We start from the raw sequence: 14,688 nt of genomic DNA on the forward strand, positions 1-14,688 counted from the left end.
AGCAGCCCAGTGGCCCGGAAGCTGCAGCGCTTCCGGGCCACCGGGGGTACCTCTCTTCTTCCCGCGATCAGGAGTTCTCGGCGACCCCGCCGCCCGTCACCGACAGCTCGTACGTTCCGGTCGAATCCGACGTGGGACCGGATCTGCGCAGGAGCGCATGCGCCTTTTCTGACAAGAACATGGAACTGACGACGGGGCGGCGTTCCTTGGAGTAGACGGCGTCGACCTGTTGTTTGGCCGTACTCAGCCAGGCCACCGCGCGCTCGTTGTCCCAGTTCGGTATCCCGGTCTTGGCGCAGTCCTTCAGGAATGCCTCGGACTTCGATCGGTCGGCGTCCACCAGGCAGGAGAACCCGATGATGTCGCCCTGCTTCGTCGGCACGCCGGCGATGGAGAGCTGCTGCTCGCCGCCGCCCGCCGCTGAGCCCGTGAAATGCCAGACGTTGCTGTCCCCAGGGGCATCGATCAGCCGCTGTTTGCCGAGGGAAACGTCCCACCGTCCGGCCAAGCCGGTCAGGAAGTCGTCCACTCGGTAACCGGGTGCGATGACCTTGGGTTCCGCCAGCGCCGGCGCCTGGTCCGCCAGCTGGGCCTCGCTCGGCCATTGAGAGGCCGAGGGGGGCTTCGTCGCGGTGAGTCCGGGAAGCGTTCTTGCCGGCGTCGGAGGGGCGTCACCGGGGTAGACGCCGGGGTCCGGTGTCGCCTTCTGCTGTGTGCAGCCGACCACGGTGACAGCAGCCGCAAGAGCGACTGCCGTCACCACCTGGCGGCGCAGCAAGCGTGTGCGTCTCATCAGTATCCGAACTTGCAGTTACCTGCGTCGGGATTTGCCGCAGGGACGAGGGCCACGGCGTCGAACGCCACGTTGGCATCACCCGTGCCTGCGTCGTGCTCGTTGTCCATCTCTATGCGACCGCCCTTCCAGAACCTCATCGAGCCCAGTTTGAACCACGTGTCCTTGCCCTGACTCTGGTTCGCCTGACCGACCCTGCAGGTGTCAGGCCCGAGCCCCTCGGCGTTGGGGCCGGGGTGAACGGTGTAGCGCACAACCGCCTCTGCGCCGTGGTTGGGCAAATGAATCCACACGTTGTACCGCTTGCCCGCTTGATCGGCCACTGGCAGGTTCGACGGGTTCAGTGTCCACCGTCCCGTGACCTTGTGGAAGAAATCGCTCTCGGGGTAGGAGTGCGTGAAGAAGACGTGGCCGTTGTAGCCAGCGCCCAGCTGGTGGACGTCGATTTGCGCAATGGCCGGGGTGGCTCGCCACGTCGCAAGGTCATCGCGGTACGTGAGGAGGCTGTCCCCGTACTGAAGGGTGAACTTGCCGTCCGAGGCGGCCTCGTAGTCCCCGCAGCCGTAGACGTCCTCACGGCCATTGAGGTCGTCGATGATCATCGTGCCGGGGGTGCCGTCGGGCGTCGTCATGCAGGGACCCGACGGATACTTGGCGATGAGCGCGGGTTCAGCCGAGCCAAGTGCGTACTTCAGCGTTTCCACGGACGAGTTGCCGGTGTCCTGAGCACTGCCGAGCCACGATGCACTGCCGGCCCAGCGACAGGTGTCGTTCCAGGCAGGGCAGGGATCGGCTGCTTGCGGCGTGCAGTTGTTCACCGTGGGTGAGCAGAAGGTGAAGTAATTGCCCGGCAGGTTCATCTGTTCGAAGTTGATCAGCCCCGGGAAGTCCGGCTTCTCGTAGGACTCCTCCCAGTTCCACGTCTTGTGCGGGGTCTCCGCCCAGCCGAGGACCTTTTCCTGGTACGGCCAGTCTGCAGGGTGGGAAGCGTCGTCGTAGCTCTCCCGCAGGAACGGCGTGCGGTCTGCCGGGTACTCCGGGTTGGCCGGGTTGTTGAAGTAACCGAGGCCGCGGGGCTCGCTCGAATCGGTGTAGACACCGCTGTTGTAGCCCCAAAGCGCCATGTACCAGTTCTCGATGTACTGGGGATCGCCGCTGTTGGCCTCCATGCCCAGTGCCTTGAGCTGGTTCCACTTCTCGGCGAGGATCTGCATGCCGGCCGAGATGTTCGTCGCGTAGTCGGTGGCGATGGCGCCGGCCCGCGTGGTGTCGAACGGCGGGGTATCGTCGTTGGCCATGCCGGTGGTGACCTGGGCGATGCCGTAACCGCAGTCTGACTTGGAGCTGTTCGGGTAGTGGTGGATGCTGGCTCCGTTGCCGAACCAGTCCGCCTGCAGGACGTTGCCGGCCGCGCCGTTCATCGAGTGCCAGGAAGCCTGCTTGAAGTTGGACTCCTGGGCGAGGATGCCGAGGACCACCTGGGCCGGGATGTCACCGCCGCCAGTGAGCGTCGGCTTGGGGAAGAGTCCCTGTGGGCTGTACGCAGGCAGACCGGTGTCGTGCCAGCTGGCCGGCCGCTGCAGGGTGAGCCGGCCGTGCACGGCTTGGTCGACCGCCCACTCGACCTGGTTGGCACTCGGTTGGAGCGCCTGCCGCTTGGGATTGTTCCGCTTGACGGTGCAAGGAATGTCGTAGCCTTTCACCTCGCCGTCGCGGACGAAGACCTCGGCACCGGTGCTGGAGAGACAGAACGACTCCTTGGATCCCTCTCCGCAGTTGAGGGGCTCCACATCGTCCCTCGGCTCTGCGGCCGCACCGATTGCCGTCGCCGGACCTGCGGTCTTGGTGGTGTCGGAGGTGGTGAAGGCGACGGGATCCATTGCGGGGGCGTTTGCCGTGCCCGGCTTCACCCGCGTGGTGTCGGCATCGAAGGCGATCGTGGACTTGGTGCCCGTGCGGGTGGCCGTCGCCTGGATTCGTATCAGCCCAGCGGCCTGGCCGTCGCCGGTGGCCTCCGCTTCCGGTGTGCCTTCGGGCGCTGTGACGCCCTTCAGTTCGTCCGAGACCATCGACGTGGTGATCAGGTGGCCCTCACGTGACACACTCGCGGGGCGTCCGGTGAAGGGCTGGGCTTTGAGGCCGGGTGCGTGCGAGGTGTCGACGCCGGCCACGTCGCCGACTACGAGAGAGCCGCCCTTACGGGGGAACAGCTTGAGTTTGCCAACCTCTCCGGAACCGAGCGTGGTGAGTTTCCCGCCGTGCCAGCGGTTGATGACGCTCTTGCGGTCTTTCACGACGCCGAGGTCGAGGGCGCCGTCGGCGGAGGGGATCAGTTCGAAGACCGGCCCAGGCAGCGCGGTTTGCTTCTGCGCCCGTGTGGTCTTGCCCTGGCCGGTCAACTTCACCAGGTTGCCGTTAAGCACTCCGTAGTCGCCGCTCGGGGTGGGCAGCAGGTGTGCGAGTTGTCCGGTGACCTTCCGGTTGGCAGTGGCTTTGCCCGTCGCAGCGTCCGCTTCGATGACCGTGGTCGTCCCGGCATTGCTGTCAGTGGCCGTACTGCTGGCGAACAGCACCCGGTCGTCGTCGCCACAGCCCGGCGAGTGGTAGGAGAGCTGCACGCCTTGGGCGATCTCGGTGACCTTGCCGTCGCTGAGCCGTATGACAGCGGCGAACGCCCCGCGGTAGGTAGCGCCCGGTTTATTGACCCACAGTGCCGGCATGTAGACGGCCGCCGCGTACCGGCCTGAGCCGGTGGTGCACAGATACCCTGTCCAAGGGCCGGCGTCGATGTCCTTGCGCTGCAGGGAGGCGACCTCGTGGAAGGTGTACCCCTCCCGCTCTGCGGCGGTCACGACGTGGAAGCCGTCGGAGTCGCCGGTCCCGCTGACGACGACGTCGTCGGACTCCTCGAATCCGTCGCCAAGGGCCTTCTTAGGCGCGGAGAAGAGAACGTTCGTCGTGGCGTCCGCTGCCTCGGCGGGGCTGTCCTGGGCCACGAGCGGGATCAGGGCAATCGAGGAGGCCAGCACGGCAGTCGCGAGTGTCTGCCCGGTAAGTCGTTGGCGGAGCGTTCGTGGGCGCTTCAGCATGTGCCGTCTCATATCCAGTCCGTGCAGTCACCGTTGATCAGGGCCGTGGGGATTACCTTGCCGCCCTCTTCATAGAGCAGGGGCTCCGGTTCCCAGTTGTCATTCCGGCTGTTCCAGCATGCTTTGCTGGTCATCTTCCAGTCACCCATGGGCGAGACACCGCTCGGGTTGGACGTGGTGATGCTGGGGGTGGGGCGGGGCGCCGCGAAGCCTCCCAGCGTCGGGGTCTGCCACAGCGCCGCGTACACCGGCTGCTGGTAGAGCGGGTTGACGCTCACCTTCGCCCACGTGGCCTGGCATGCGGGCGACCACACCAGCTTCAGTTCTATGTCATTGCCCTGGTTGATCTGTTCGATGACCTGGGCGTCGGCGTCGCAGCCCATGACAATCGGGTCCTTGCCCGTACAGCCCGACCGGGTGCACCCAGCGGTCTCCGCGGCCGCGGCCGAGGTCGCCGCCAGCGTCGGAGACAAACAGAGGAGCACCAGTGCTGCTCCCACTCGACCCCATCTTCGCGTGCGCATAACGTTCTCCTCAAGTTGGGTGAGAGGTAGGGATCTGAGGTAGGTACCGCTGATCCCGCAGCTCGACGAGGCCAGAGTGCCTGGCGGCGGGCAGGCCAAATCGCTTCGCCGCCGGGTTGGTTGGTATCCGCGTGGCTTCTGCTGAGTATCCGTGCAGCAGTGCCTCGGTCCAGATCGATCACTAGTACATGGCTGAATCGATGCTGCTCCTCGGCTCGACCTGGTCGGCCGCCGACGCAGCGGGTGAAGGGGGCAAGGAGTCCATCAACTCGGCTCTGCAGGTAGGAAGATCCCTTGCTCCTCCTCCGAGAGCTCGCCAAAGCGGCACGTGATCGTGAAGGTGTCCGCGCGGCCTCGTGCAGTTCGCCCCGATCCGCCCCAGTCCCGGAACGGGTAAATACCCTGAGCCCGTCGGGTCCGACGGGCTCGCCCCCTCCCTTCCAGACTGAGACACACTCCTCACGGGTCTGCGAGAAGGATGCGTCCGAATCGGAGGCTCCAGCCGTCCAGTCCGCAACAAATGGCCTGACTGCAGCGGAGCGTAGTCAGCACCAAGTCAGCACGGGAGGGGTGAAGAGAGGTGATGACGCGGGCTATTGGTCAGCACCGAATCAGCACGGGAGTCAGCACCGCCCTCGCGAAATATCCGGAACAGTGCGATTCGGACATCCATCTCCCGTCCGACCCAGCCCACCCCCACAGAGCAGGAGCAGGCCCGCAGCGCCTTCCCGTAGCGCCCGCCCGCACACCGCCCACCCGAACTATGGTGTCCCGCCACATACACCCCTGACCTGCCCCTTCCTACGGTATGGCGACACGGAAACGTCCCCGCCAACTGTCCGGAAGTGGTACCCATGGCCGCCGCAGCAACCGCTCCCCCACCCCCGTCCAACCTCCGCCGCATCGTCGCCGCGAGCCTCGTCGGAACGACCGTCGAGTGGTACGACAACTCAATTGATCAGGGTTATGGCCTGCGGTTATCCACAAATCCTGCCCCCGAAGCCAGCACGAAACCAGCACCGGGTGGGCGGAGTGCTGACTCGTCACCGACGGAGCCACTTGCCCAGCGCCCACCCCCTGGGCCCGAAGCTCGGGGTGTGGTTACACAGCGTTGCAGATTGCCCTGCTCGCCAGGGGCGTAGATGGGGCCTGACCCGCCCACGAATCGCCGGCCCTGGGCGGGCCGCATGTCTCGCTCCCACGGTGCGTCCGCCGTGCTGGTCACGCCCGTCGGCGTGGACGTCGAGTAGCTCAGCATCGGTCGTGGCTTGAAGCCGGCCATGGCGGAGGAGGGGCGAATCCTGCCGCCCGTCGGGATGGCTCGGCCGTCGCCGACGCCATAGCGCCCCGTTGGCTGCGTCGCGGTGACGGCGGCGCAGCAGTTGAGTCCGCGACATCTCGCCGCTGAGGTGGTGGACGGCATCGCCACCCGACTCCCCCATAGTCCCGCACGGCCCGGCCTCATACCTTATGAGGCGCTCGAAGCTTCGAACTCCAGCGGTATTTGCAACTCCGTTTCCCTAGCGAAGACGGAATCCATCAGCGCCCGCAAACGTTCGGGCGCGTCCGGCATGACGTGTGCGTAGGTCTGGTAAGTAATCTTCGGGTCACGGTGCCCCAGCCACTCAGCCATGTCCGTTACGGGAACGCCTTTGGAGAGTCCGGCCGACGCGAAGAAGCGGCGAAGCCAGTGCGGCGTGATCTTCCGGGGGATTCCCGCATCCCACTCTGGGAGTAGACCGCTTTGGGCACGATAACGACTGTCCTTTGTCATCCAATCGAGTCGTTTGGCATCGAACCCAATCCGGGGCAAACTCCAATGGTGTGTTTGTGTGGCCGAGCGTTCACGTACCCGCCAGAACCGTCCCGTGTTCGAAACTCACCCACAACTCGTATTCACGCATGCTCCAGAACCGCAGGACACTCCGGCGCTGATCGCCTTCCACCAGCCGCCGGTCGCGCTCCACCACCCCCTGCCCGACTCCGGCATGCTCGAAGAGCCCGGGCAGCTGGCCGCCCTGCTCGTCGCGCTCCCGCGCGTCGCCGCCGTCCTCACGGGCCACGCCCACACCGCGACTGCCTCGACCTTCGCCGGACGTCCCCTGATCGTCGGGCTGGCCATCACCTGGACCCTGCGCATGCCCGGGGAGGGCGACCGGGCCGCGGACCGGGACCAGCCGCCCGGGCTGGCGTTCCACGTCATGGACGACGAACGGCGGCTGACCACCCACTACCGCGTCGTGCTCTGACGCCCCGACCGCACGCGTCCGGGCCCGGCCGGTTCGGGTGCGTGAGACCACTCGAACACCCCGATTGGCGTGTGCACGCCATCAAGGGGCGCCCGTTGGGACGCTTCGGCCGCCGCAAGGAAAGCAGCAACGGCACGCACAGGCCGCGCCCCGGGCGATCAGGCAGCGGACGTCTACCGGCCGTGGCCTTCGCCGGGCGGCTGCGACGCCGCCTCCGCGGCCCTTCGGGCCCACGCCCGCGCCTGGCGGGAACGCCCCTGCCGCTCCAGGAGATTCGCCAGCCGGGCCATCGCGCCGAGGTGCCCGGTCTCGGCGGCCTTCTCGTACCACTCCTGCGCCGCTCGCACATCACCCTCCCGCTCACTGGAACGCCCCAGCGCGAGCATCGCCTTGACGTCCCCTTTCTGGGCGCGCTCGGTCATCCATGCGTCGAGTTCGGCGGCCAGCTCGGCGCGGCTGAGCATTTCCACGAGCCGGCGGGCGCCCTCGTCGTCGCCGGCCCTGGCCGACTTGCGGTACCAGGACTTCGCCGCTTCCCGGTCGCCCTGTTCCAGCGACAGGGCGGCCAGGGCGTTCATCGCGGCGGTGGAACCCCCGTCCGCCGCCCGCCGGGCCCACCGTGCGGACTCGTTGACGTCACCCCGGCGGTACAGCAACTCCCCGAGGGAGTAAGCCGCGTCGTCGAGACCCGCCTCGGCGGCCCGGCGGAACCAGTTCTCGGCCTCGGGCTCGGCGCCCCGCTTCTGACTCAGTTCACCGAGGACGGCCATCGCGTGCGGGTTTCCGCCCTCTGCCGAACGCCGGTACCAGCGATCGGACTCGGTGTGCTCCCCGCGCAGCCGCAGGAGATACCCGACCATCTCCATCGCGCGCACGTGCCCGCCACCGGCGGCCTCACGCAGCAGCGCCTCGGCCTCGGTGTGTCGTCCCCACTCGTGAAGCAGCACCCCGAGCGCGGCGGTCGCATCGGGCTGCCTCATCTCGGCCGCCAGGCGCAGCCACCGTTCACCGCCGGCCTGGTCGTTGTGCGTACCGAGGTACAGGCCGTACCGGAGCATCGCCTCGGCGTCCCCCGTCTCGGCGGCCTCACGGAGGCGACCGGTTCCGTCGCCGACCCCGCTCTCGTCCCTCGAACCCTCCTGCATGAGCGTCCCCCTCCGGATACCCGGCACTCGGCTGTTCGCCGCCGGTTCACGGCGACGGCACGAGCATGCCGCGCGCGTGGTTGGTCACCTGACTGCCCAACAATTGCCGCTGGATAAGCAACAGTCGAACTAGTTTCGCTTCTGCGAGGTGAAAATGGGGTCGCGAACTGTCATCGTGCTTGTGGTGCTGGTCTGTGCACTGCTCGCCAGTGGTGCACAGATCGTGCGTTCCGCGCGACGGCGGCGGAGACTCGCACGGTTCTGGTCCCTGTGGAGGGGCGTTGCGGTTTCCGGGCAGTAGCTGGCCGACGACTACGAACCGATAGGTGTCCGCGTCGATGACCATCTGATGGTTTGTGGGGTAGCGGTAGTTCTTGGATCGCTGGGCGAGGGTGTGACCGCGAGTGGGCACGAGCGTGCCTTCCACGGTGAGAACAGTGCCTTTGCGAAAGAGTTGCCACTGGATCAATGCCAGACGCGGCCCCTGCTCATCGACTACGCGGTCGACCGTGGGCTTCGAAACGCCGAGCATGAGCGCGGGTTACGGCATCGTCAGGTCGGTAGGCCAGCACGTGACGACCAGCAGGACACGGTCCTCGAAGCAAAGCGACCAACGTCCCGGGCGCGCTACACATGCACTTCGACGGCGCAGAGCAGTGACCAGGTCCGCACCAGCTGGGAGGTTGCGTGCGGTCCCTTGCCGTTGCGGGAGAACCGCATCGGCGCGTGGCACGTCCCTACCAGTGATCTTCGGGGGCGGCCTCGTGAGACGACGCAGGACATCTCCGCCCGGCGTCTCCCGAGTCCGGGCCCGCAAAGCAGGAGTTTCCTGACCGATTGACACGTCTGAGGGGGAAGACCCATGCCCAACCCGCCGCAGCCCTGGTACACACCGGGCTCGCCGCAGCAGCCCGTTCCCGGCAACCCGTATGCCTCGGAAGGCTTCGGGCCGCCACCCGGACCACCACCGCGTCGGCGGCGCTTCGGCGGAGTACCGGTCATAGCCGCCGCCGTCGCGCTCCTGCTCGTGGCCGCGGGCGGAGGGGCGTACGCCCTCGTCGACCGGGGAGAGGACCGGCCAACCGCCCCCGTGGCGAAGGAGTCGTCCAGTCCTTCCGCCCCGGCGGCCCCGCCCGGTTCCCCCGCCGTCAGTACCCCTCAGGCGAAGCACATCCCGACCACGCAGGAGATCAACGCCGCACGGAAGCCGGGGGATGCGGCGACGTGGATCGTCGACGACAAGACCGACCTGCCCAGCGGGAGTCACAGGCTCCACGACCTGTGGATCGTCGGCGACACCGTCGTCCAGGCCCTGCACAAGAAGGTCGCGGCCTACCGTCTCTCGGACGGCGCCGAGGTCTGGAGCATGCGGTTGCCCGCCCCGGTCTGCGAGACACCGGCCAACCCCACGCCCGACGGCAAGGTCGTGCTCGTGTACCACAAGAGGGCCGACACAGGGAGGAACAACCGGTGCAACCAGATGCAGATGATCGATCTGAAGACCGGGAAGCCGGGGTGGCACAAAGAGCTCCCCGAGACCGGTGACGGGGACAACACGTTCATCGTGTACAGCGCCATCAGCGCCGGCACCTTCGCAATCGCCCGGAGCATGAAGGCGACCGCCTACCGGGTCGACGACGGGACTGAGCTGTTCGACATCCCCATGGAGGACCCGGGGAAGTGCTTCCCCGACGACGTGGCGGGCGGCTCCCGGCTCCTGGTGAAGTCCGACTGCATGATCGACATCGACCAGAGCAAGAACCACAGCCAGCTCCGCGAGATCGACCCGCTCACCGGCAAGGTCCTGTGGCGCCACCGGACCAAGACCGGATGGAAGATCGGAAGCATGATCTCCGTCGATCCGGTCGTCTTCACCACGGAAAACGCCGTGGACCACCTCAACGACTGGCGGGTCGTGTCCCTGGGCCCGGGCGGAAAACCCGGGGCCACCATCGACCCACGAGGCAAGAGCATCGAGCCGTGCGCCGGAGACGGGAGCGGCGGCGAGATGCAGCCCTGCCGGGGCACCGCGGTCGGCAACGGCCTCATCGTGCTGGGCGGCAACGACAGGTTCCGCGTGTACGACCTGGCCACCGGGAAGTTCCTCTGGGGGATCAAGACCAACGAGCCGCGCCTGTTGCATCCCCTGCGTGCGGAGAAGGGCAAGGCGGTACTCGTCTACGAGTCGGCCACAGTGAGCCGCCCCGGCCGGACCTTCCTGATGGGCCCGAGTGCCGCGGGTACGGAGAAGGTGTTGCTGCGACACCCCGCATCGACTGCGGCGCAGGAGTACGAGATGTTCAGCGGGCGGCTGGCCTATGCCGACGGACGGGTCGTCCTCACGTCAGCGCACGTGCCCGGCAACGACGACCAGCACGAAGCCCGCATGCTGTCCTTCGCTCCCGGCCCGCCCTGACCGGGCACGGGCGGTCCGCCCACCCACGCACGCCGGGCAGAAGCTTGTTCTTCGATGACGCCTCCGCGAACGCTGCCCCTCCCGACCATCAGGCAGCAGACTCACCCCCACGGCCTTCGTCGTGCCTGATCACCGACTTCACGGGCGCCTCCGTCGTCCGCCTGGGCACCGCGGACGACATCGACCTGGAGCGTTCCGAAGATCCGATCGCCGTCTCCGGCACCGTCTACGACAAGGTGATCCGGACCCAACGGCCGCATGTGGAGGCCGTAGAGGGCGGTGCGTGGACGCGGGTGATCGCACCGGTCACCAATCGCGGGGATGCGCTCGGCCTGCTGGAACTCCATCGGCCCCTGTATCCCGGGGCGGACACGCTGCTGAGGATCAGCCGGAGTGCCCACGCCCTGGCCTAGATCATCATCGCGAACCGGCCCTTCACCGACCTGTATCAGTGGGGTCGGCGTACCTCCCCGCTGGGCCTGGCCGCCGAGATCCAGCACCGGCTGCTGCCCACGTCGCTGGCCTGCGAGGCGGCCCAGTTCGCGGTCGCCGGGGCCTTGTCCAGCTGTCCGTCACCGATGCCATGGGACACAACGTGGATGCCGCGATCCTGGCCACCCTCCTCGTAAGCGCACTGCGCCGCGCCCGCAGGCAGGGGGCATGCCTCGCCGAACAGGCGCAGAGCGCCGACCGGGCCGTGGCCGAGCACAGCGGCGGCCGCTACGTAACCGGACAACCGCTGCGGATCAGCCTGCACGACGGTCGAACCGAGTTCATCAACGCCGGCCACCCCTGGCCCCTGCGCCTGCGCGGCGGGAAGGTCGAGGAGATCACACCGGCCGTCGACTTGCCCTTCGGCTGCACAGCACCCCACACCTACTCGGTCCAGGAGCTGGACTTGCAGGCCGGCGACCGGCTGGTCATGCTCGCCGACGGAATGCCGGAGCGCAGCGCCGCGGACCTCGATCTGCCGGCCCTCATCGAGAGCACCCAGGACCTGCACCCGCGCGAGGCCGCCCGTGTCCTCATCGAGCACGTCGTCCATGCCCATGACGGGCACCTGCACGACGACGCCACCGTGATGTGCCTGGACTGGTACGGCACCGGCTTCACCCGCCGCGACGCCGACCACGGCGCCGACGTCTCCGAAGCATCCCCGACGATCGGACAGCACACCTCTCCCCCGGAGCCCGCTGGGCCTCGAAGCTGAAAATGCCCGGCCTCATCCCCGTAACGGAGCATGCGGCGAGCGCGGAGATCGACTCGACGCGGAGCTAAGCCGACTCGTCTCCTTCTCGGAGCAGGCGTCCGCAGGCAGGAGAAGTATTGGCTGCGGTGCCGCTCGCAGGCGGTTCAGCGCCTCCAGCAACAGGGCCTCAGCGCTGTCCTGCCCGAAGCGGCAGCGCGGGAAAGCCCGCCGATGTTCGACCATGACGCACTGCTTGTTGACGTTGCCGCCCTGGTGGAGTCCGGGCGCAGCAATCAGATGCCTTTGACCGTGGTCGCCGGTGGTGCTGCCGTCACGGGCCGGTTGGCTCCCGAAGCTGTTTGGGGGCAGCGGGTGTCGGAGGTCCTGGCGGACTCGGCCCGCCTGGGCGACTTTTCCGCCATGTTCACGACCGCTGCACCCGAGGAAGGGCCGCCCACGCGTCTGCACGTCCACGTGGCTCGGATTTTGCAGGGCACGGTGGGGATGCTGGAGACCGGCGGGATGTACCGGGTCGCGATCGAGGACGTCAGCGTCTGGACGACGGGCGACTTCAGCTACTCCGACCACTGAGACACTGCCGACCCGGACTGCTCCAGCACACGGTGAGGGTCCGCCCGGATGCTCCGGACGGACCCTCACCACTGCGTGCCCGGCGCGGCTCACGCCTGCCCTCGGTCAGGCGGCCACAGGGGCGCCGAGCATCGCGGAAGCCTGCTGCAGCGGGTTGAGAACGCGGGTGGGCGTGGGGGCCGGGGCTAGGTCGCGGCAGGTGAAGCCGAGCTGGGTCATGGCCCGCAGGACTTCTCCTGCGCTGAAGTCTCGGCGGTCCTGGCGTGTGATGACCTGTCCGACCTGTTTGACGGGGTAGGTGCGTCGGCCGATGATCACGGACTCGCCGGAGGTCTGCTCGGGCTTGATGCCCTTCATCGATTCCAGGACGCCGATCCTGGTGAGGTCGAACGGGAAGCGGGCGATGACACAGCGCATGATGCCTCACAGGGAGAGAAACGAAGAGGGAGTGGTCCTGCCGCGGATGGAACGGCTCAGCGGGCGAGGGCGAGTACGCCCAAGGCACTGCCGTGTTCGTCCACCACGGGCAGGGCATCGACGTCGCTGTAGCGCATCATGTGCCCGGCTTCGGCCATGGTGGTCACGGGCGAGGTGAACGGCCCTCGGTCGCCGAGGATGTCCCGCAGCCGGACCCTGTCCGAGTACGCGGAGCCGTCACGAACTGCTGCAAGATGGGCGTGGGTGACCAGTCCGGTACACCGGCCTGTGTCGTCGCAGACAAGCAGATGCCCAGTACGGGCACTGGCCATGACGGACAGGGCCACCTCGACGGTCATGTCGTCACAGACCTGCGGTCCGGCGGTGTCCATGGCGTCGGCCACCGTCCTGCCTACGGCAGTGGCATGCGTCGTGCGGGGCTGCATCTGGACGAGCGTCAAAAGGTGCCTCCTGCAGTGGTGGGTGAGTTTCCGGATCACGGAGTTCTCAGGCTGCGGCGTCGAAGGAGGACTGATGTGCGGTCACGCGCCGGGCTGCGGAGGCGGGGCTGCGCCGACCGCGGGAGGATGCGCTGCGGCTGCGCTCACGCCGCGCGACTACCGGCGCGGTGATCGTCACGGGGATGCCTGAGGGGGTCTGGGCGCCGGTGATGCGGCCGAGTGCCTCTTCGCCGGAGCGGACCTGGGTGGTCTGGGGCACGATACCGGCGGCGGTCATGAGGCGGGTCATGTCGCGGCGCTGGTTGGGGGTGACGAGGGTGACGACGCTGCCTGACTCCCCTGCGCGGGCGGTTCGGCCGCCGCGGTGGAGGTAGTCCTTGTGGTCGGTCGGCGGGTCGACGTTGACGACGAGGTCGAGGTTGTCGACGTGGATGCCGCGGGCGGCGACGTTCGTGGCCACGAGTACGGTGACGTGCCCGGTCTTGAACTGAGTCAGGGTCCGGGTGCGCTGCGACTGCGCCTTCCCGCCGTGCAGAGCCGCGGCCCTCACACCGCTGGCCAGCAGGTGGTCGGTGAGCTTGTCCACGGCCCGCTTGGTGTCCAGGAACATGATCACCCGGCCGTCGCGGGCCGCGATCTCGGTGGTCGTACGGTTCTTGTCCGCGCCGTGCACGTGCAGCACGTGGTGCTCCATCGTGGTGACCGCACCGGCGGAGGGGTCGACGGAGTGGACGACCGGGTCGCTGAGGTAGCGGCGGACCAAGCGGTCGACGTTACGGTCCAGGGTGGCGGAGAACAGCATCCGCTGGCCCCCGGGGCGGACTTGGTCCAGAAGCTCGGTGACCTGGGGCATGAAGCCCATGTCAGCCATCTGGTCGGCCTCGTCCAGAACGGTGATCGCGACCTGGTCAAGTCGGCAGTCGCCACGGTCGATGAGGTCCTTGAGCCGGCCCGGCGTCGCGACGACGACCTCGGCACCACCGCGCAGTGCGCTGGCCTGCCTCCCGATCGACATGCCGCCGACGACGGTGGCAAGGCGCAGCCTCACCGAGCGGGCGTAGGGTGTCAGGGCGTCGGTAACCTGCTGGGCCAGCTCACGCGTCGGCACCAGGACCAGGGCCAGCGGCTGACGGGACTCGGCACGCTGACCGACGGTGCGAGCCAGCAGGGCAAGGCCGAAGGCGAGGGTCTTGCCGGAGCCGGTGCGCCCCCGTCCCAGTGCGTCGCGGCCCGCGAGGGTGTTGGGCAGGGTCGCCCCCTGGATCGGGAACGGAACGCTCACCCCCTGCGCGGTCAGCGCGGCCAGCAGCTGCCCCGGCATGTCGAGGTCGGCGAACGCCTCGACGGCGGGCAGCGCGGGAGTGACCGTGACCGGCAGGGCGAACTCGCCCTGGACCGAGGTGTTCCGGCGGGTCTGACCGCCCGATCGGCCAGGTCCACCGGAGCGGGTCGGGGAGGCGGAACGGGCCGGGGCGGCCGAGTTGAAACGGCTGCCCCGGCCCGCGCCAGGGCCGAATTCTGCGGTGCGGCTTCGGGAAGAACGGTTGTTCGTACGTGTGGGGTTCATTCAGAACCTTCCTTGATACGGCACCTATCAAGGAATTCCCGCAGCGGAAGAACAGCGCGGGGAATCACAAGAACGGGCCGAGCAGAATGGGAAATCAAATTAAGACCTGCGGTTGATCCTGGATGGGGAGACAGGCCATGAAATGGGCGATGCCATAAGGGCGAGAAATCCAGTTCCACCGGTAGGTGGGACTCGGAAGGAGTGGGCAGCGAGAAGACTCTGCGGGGGAGGTTTCACCGCAGGTGGC

Annotated in this window: 10 protein-coding genes and 3 pseudogenes; 4 read left to right on the forward strand and 9 right to left on the reverse strand. The window is 67.7% G+C overall.

Annotated features, from left to right (window positions below):
* Positions 1-67: 67 nt before the first annotated feature.
* The 4 genes from OG230_RS03330 to OG230_RS36365 all read right to left on the reverse strand — a co-directional run bounded on the left by OG230_RS03330 (position 68) and on the right by OG230_RS36365 (position 6,180).
* Entirely contained in the window at positions 68-793 is a 726-nt protein-coding gene (locus OG230_RS03330) for a hypothetical protein (RefSeq protein WP_328908617.1), read from the reverse strand.
* Positions 793-3,822: a transglycosylase SLT domain-containing protein gene (locus OG230_RS03335; RefSeq protein ID WP_328908618.1), complete on the reverse strand. Its 3,030-nt coding sequence runs from the start codon at positions 3,820-3,822 to the stop codon at positions 793-795. Before OG230_RS03335 ends, OG230_RS03330 begins: the two co-directional genes overlap by 1 nt.
* Before the next feature lie 68 nt (positions 3,823-3,890).
* A complete protein-coding gene (locus OG230_RS03340; protein ID WP_328908619.1) occupies positions 3,891-4,382 on the reverse strand; it encodes a DUF2690 domain-containing protein in 492 nt (163 codons plus the stop codon).
* Between the two features lie 1,492 nt (positions 4,383-5,874).
* Complete coding sequence (locus OG230_RS36365; RefSeq protein WP_443051484.1) at positions 5,875-6,180, reverse strand: tyrosine-type recombinase/integrase; 306 nt, start codon at positions 6,178-6,180, stop codon at positions 5,875-5,877.
* A 139-nt stretch (positions 6,181-6,319) separates the two neighbouring features.
* Between OG230_RS36365 and OG230_RS03345 the strand changes: the two are divergent.
* Positions 6,320-6,655 (forward strand): annotated as a pseudogene (locus OG230_RS03345) (phosphodiesterase); the annotation flags it as partial.
* A 173-nt stretch (positions 6,656-6,828) separates the two neighbouring features.
* Here the strand turns inward: OG230_RS03345 and OG230_RS03350 are convergent.
* Together OG230_RS03350 and OG230_RS03355 are read right to left on the reverse strand one after the other, a co-directional pair.
* Positions 6,829-7,800, reverse strand: coding sequence for a tetratricopeptide repeat protein (locus tag OG230_RS03350; RefSeq protein WP_328908620.1), 972 nt, complete (start codon positions 7,798-7,800; stop codon positions 6,829-6,831).
* 280 nt (positions 7,801-8,080) lie between these two features.
* Positions 8,081-8,464 (reverse strand): annotated as a pseudogene (locus tag OG230_RS03355) (IS5/IS1182 family transposase); the annotation flags it as partial.
* Positions 8,465-8,662: 198 nt separating this feature from the next.
* Between OG230_RS03355 and OG230_RS03360 the strand changes: the two are divergent.
* From OG230_RS03360 to OG230_RS03370, 3 genes and pseudogenes are all read left to right on the forward strand, one after another.
* On the forward strand, positions 8,663-10,216 hold the full coding sequence (locus OG230_RS03360; protein ID WP_328908621.1) for an outer membrane protein assembly factor BamB family protein: 1,554 nt from the start codon (positions 8,663-8,665) through the stop codon (positions 10,214-10,216).
* Between the two features lie 44 nt (positions 10,217-10,260).
* Positions 10,261-11,426: pseudogene (locus OG230_RS03365) on the forward strand (PP2C family protein-serine/threonine phosphatase).
* Between the two features lie 210 nt (positions 11,427-11,636).
* Entirely contained in the window at positions 11,637-11,996 is a 360-nt protein-coding gene (locus OG230_RS03370; protein ID WP_328908622.1) for a hypothetical protein, read from the forward strand.
* 105 nt (positions 11,997-12,101) lie between these two features.
* Here OG230_RS03370 and OG230_RS03375 read toward each other — a convergent pair whose 3' ends face one another.
* From OG230_RS03375 to OG230_RS03385, 3 genes are read right to left on the reverse strand one after another with little or no spacing between them, the layout of a single operon-like run.
* A complete protein-coding gene (locus tag OG230_RS03375) occupies positions 12,102-12,413 on the reverse strand; it encodes an SCO5918 family protein (RefSeq protein ID WP_328908623.1) in 312 nt (103 codons plus the stop codon).
* Between the two features lie 56 nt (positions 12,414-12,469).
* Entirely contained in the window at positions 12,470-12,874 is a 405-nt protein-coding gene (locus OG230_RS03380) for a CBS domain-containing protein (RefSeq protein WP_328908624.1), read from the reverse strand.
* Between the two features lie 46 nt (positions 12,875-12,920).
* Positions 12,921-14,441, reverse strand: a complete 1,521-nt coding sequence (locus OG230_RS03385) for a DEAD/DEAH box helicase (RefSeq protein WP_328908625.1) — start codon at positions 14,439-14,441, stop codon at positions 12,921-12,923.
* Positions 14,442-14,688 lie beyond the last annotated feature (247 nt).

This window comes from Streptomyces sp. NBC_00234 (assembly GCF_036195325.1).
Taxonomy (GTDB): domain Bacteria; phylum Actinomycetota; class Actinomycetes; order Streptomycetales; family Streptomycetaceae; genus Streptomyces.

What these genes read in the sequence shown, in the direction of transcription:
- OG230_RS03330 (WP_328908617.1), bottom strand. Translation starts at nt 793, where the DNA reads ATGAGACGCACACGCTTGCTGCGCCGCCAGGTGGTGACGGCAGTCGCT.
- OG230_RS36365 (WP_443051484.1), bottom strand. Translation starts at nt 6,180, where the DNA reads ATGACAAAGGACAGTCGTTATCGTGCCCAAAGCGGTCTACTCCCAGAG.
- OG230_RS03350 (WP_328908620.1), bottom strand. Translation starts at nt 7,800, where the DNA reads ATGCAGGAGGGTTCGAGGGACGAGAGCGGGGTCGGCGACGGAACCGGT.
- OG230_RS03360 (WP_328908621.1), top strand. Translation starts at nt 8,663, where the DNA reads ATGCCCAACCCGCCGCAGCCCTGGTACACACCGGGCTCGCCGCAGCAG.
- OG230_RS03370 (WP_328908622.1), top strand. Translation starts at nt 11,637, where the DNA reads ATGTTCGACCATGACGCACTGCTTGTTGACGTTGCCGCCCTGGTGGAG.
- OG230_RS03375 (WP_328908623.1), bottom strand. Translation starts at nt 12,413, where the DNA reads ATGCGCTGTGTCATCGCCCGCTTCCCGTTCGACCTCACCAGGATCGGC.
- OG230_RS03385 (WP_328908625.1), bottom strand. Translation starts at nt 14,441, where the DNA reads ATGAACCCCACACGTACGAACAACCGTTCTTCCCGAAGCCGCACCGCA.